1 protein-coding gene is annotated in these 3,274 nt (G+C 64.1%); it reads right to left on the bottom strand.

The genetic code is table 11. The features are described from left to right. Positions 1-973: 973 nt before the first annotated feature. A complete protein-coding gene (locus SNR22_RS29090; protein WP_320069882.1) occupies positions 974-2,296 on the bottom strand; it encodes a hypothetical protein in 1,323 nt (440 codons plus the stop codon). Positions 2,297-3,274 lie beyond the last annotated feature (978 nt).

Below are 3,274 nucleotides of genomic sequence, written 5' to 3' on the forward strand. Positions count from 1 at the left end.
GCGGTCAGGTGCACGGCTTGATCATGGGCATAGCGTGTGTGACGTGCGTGGACGTGTGGCGGATCGTCCTGGGGGTCAAGGGGTCGTCGGTTCGAATCCGGCCGTCCCGACGCAGGTCAAAGGGCTGATCCGGAAATCGGGTCGGCCCTTTCAGCGTCCTGGGGACCAAGATCGGTCAAGTTGGAGCCGACCTGGCGCTGCTTGACCGCCGGTCAAGTTTCAGGTGGCTCCCCGGGTCACCTGCCGAATTGTTCGTTCGATGGATCAAGGCGCTGACGCGCGGCGCGGGGCGCGGCAACCGGCTCCTGCGGAGCCGCCGCCCCGGCCGCCTACGGCGCCGGGGCGGAAAGTCAGCCGGCCCGCAAACCACGCCCCGCGCGTCATCCCCGGGGTCAGTGAGGTGACCCGGTGACGAGCCTGGCTCGACCAGGGCGACGACGAAGCCGACCGCCGGTCGTCATCCACTCCGGCAAGCCTCGAAGCCGCACAGAGACTCCGCAGTGCAGTTGCCGAACGGATCACGAGGCCGCTCGGGTTCCGGGTGGGGAAGAGGTGGGAGAGGGGGCGGGGGTGGGGAGGAGGTGCGGGTGGGGAGCTGCCCGCGCGTTACCGCCAGGTGGTCGATGGCTTGAGGACCGATGGAGTGGTCACCCGCCGGCCCGGTCGAGGTGACTCCTCACGCCGGTTAGGCAGCCGCCGGGTACGTCGGGGCTGTCATTCGGTGGCTGGTCTGGCCGAGGTGGGATTTGCCGAACGGTTCCGCGGACGGCGCGGGTGGTCGGCGGACGCCGGGTTAGAGCGCCTTCGGCGGGGGCCAGACGACTCCGGGATGGGGTTGCCGAATGGTTCCGGTGGGTGGGCGGTTGAGGAGGGATGCCATCCCGCCAGCCACCGACCCAGGCAGAGCCGAGCAGACCAGGGCCAGGGTGTGTGGGTCGGCGGCAGACGGGATGGCAGCACAGTTGCAGGGCCGTCATTCAGGCGTAGCAGCGGGATACGAAAAAACGCCCTTCGTGTTACAGAGAAGGTTCCGAGCTTCTTCGCTGCTAATGTCGCCGCTCCGAACACCCTCCCTAAGCTTGAACAATTCTGCGGTATCAATCACGAGGCCGCCGTCTTTGGCGAAGGTCGTCACATCTTCTGGGCTTGACGCCAGTGGCCGAGGTCTGCTCGCTGGGTCCGAGCCAGCCATCTGATTGACCACATACCACCGAGCGTTAGGCTCCTTCTGTTCGCTCAGCACGTAGCGGACAACCGCCCGCTGCACCTGCTGTAGGTCGTTTGTCTTTGCCGTTCGCCGACGGCCGTAACCCTTGACCTCTGCTAGGGCCACCCAGTTCCCATGGGATACTCGTAAATCCTCCAACTTCTCGCTCTGCCGAGACGGTAGAGAATCAACGTCGATGACCGTAAAGCCGACCTCGATCAGGGCCGACTGAACTTCGCCAACTAAAATATCGCCCTGTGCGGTCAGCAGGAGACGCTCCGAGGTGTCAGCCCCCTCTTTCGCTGACACCCTCTCCCGCTGTAGCCTTCGGCGACTGTCAGCCATTTCCAGAATGGTCCGTTGCTCGAAACGAAGGTGGTCTTCGAGAGCTGTCTGCGCAGCGAGCTCTCCTTGAGTCATCCAGATCGGATGCTCGGACCAGTCAGGACCTGAGGGGAAACGGGCGGGGTCGGTTCGCCGCCACGCGGCAAAGACTGCGGAAATCCATTGGCCGGCGTCTGGGGTGTCTTCGGGAAGCCACCACCACTGGCTAGCGCCGGATGGGCGGCTCCAGTAGCCGGCGCAGGGTGCGCCCCCCTGTTCACTCACCAGCGGTGTAATGCCATGAAAGTCCGGTTGGAAGCCGCCAAACGGTATGACGCGGTACAGCAAATCGCGTGGCCGCTTAGTTTGTAGGAACGGTGCGAGCGATATTCTCGCGAGTTCTCGCGCCTCGTTGAAAATGCTCTCGTCTGGCCCAAAAAGCCGCTCAGCACATCCGTTATTGGGCAAGACGTCATATCTTGCGTAAAGGGTTAGCATGCCGTTTTGGAATGTGTGATTATCTTCCGGTCCGGAGCCTCCGAATTGGAGAACAAAAAGGTGCTCTTCGACGGGATAACCAGCTTCACCGACTACTACGTATGCGTCGTAGTCGGCCTGCCGGACTTGGTCGATTATCTCTTTTTCTGAATCGAGAAAGGTGACTTTAGTGGCATTTTTCAATATGGCCAAACGGATGTCATCGTCTGGATCGATGCCGTCAACAATCACCCAGGGGCGCGGTTCGTCTCCGAAAATTTCAGGCATTATGCTCCTCCCGAACACCTAGCCTAGCCTTCGGGTATGACAAGTGCCGGTACGGGAGGCCCTGGTTGGCTCCACTGCGCATACGCAAGGAAAGCAGGAGGGGGAGGCCGAAGTTAAGACTGCACCCGTCGACGCCAGCACACGACCCCAGGGCAATCAACGTAATGCCTGCTACCGGCCAGTGCATCATCTGGCGAACGGGGGTGCTTCGGCTGTACAGCCATGCGTACAGCCAAGCCCGCCGACGGAGGCGACCCGAGGTCGACGGGAGGCGACACGGGGAGCAGGCCAGTGGCAGTGGCCGACGCTGGCCGACAGTTGTCTTGATCTTTGCAAGGCAGGGGCCGGTTCATGGCTTGCTCTGCGCGCTTGCGGCCTCGCCCTGCGGGCGGCCTCCGGCCGTCCTCGGTCAGCCCGCAGCGCCTACCGAGTTCACGGACCATACGCGGACTGATCTTGGCTAGGTGCCCCGAAGGTTGATCCGTCTGTGCAGGCCACCGGGCCGTACCCGGCTCGACCCGTCCTCCATTCCTAAACCGTGTGCTGAGGTCGTCGAGCGTGTCAGCGTCCCGGGGACCAAGTGGGGACCACACGGCCTGCGCGATGGTGCGCGGCAGGACGTCGACCGCACGGCCTGATCTTGGGGATAGCGTGCGTGACGTGCGTGGACGCGTGGCGAAGCGTCCTGGGGGTCAAGGGGTCGTCGGTTCGAATCCGGCCGTCCCGACGCAGGTCAGAGGGTACATTCGATCGATGGATGTGCCCTCTTTGGCGATCTGGGGACCAAGATCAGTCAAGTTGGCGGTGGCTGGCGCTCCTTGACCGCTGGTCAAGGCATGTGACCAGCCCTGTTCCCTGCCGAATTGGTCTCTTCGCGTCGTCAAGGCGGCCCGCAAAGCGGGCCGCGCCCGCCCCGCCCCCGCCCGCGGGCGCCCACCCGCCGGCCCCCGCCCGGCCCGCCGGCCCGGCGGACCGACC

The sequence above is a fragment of the Micromonospora sp. RTGN7 genome (genome assembly GCF_033804645.1).
GTDB lineage: Bacteria > Actinomycetota > Actinomycetes > Mycobacteriales > Micromonosporaceae > Micromonospora.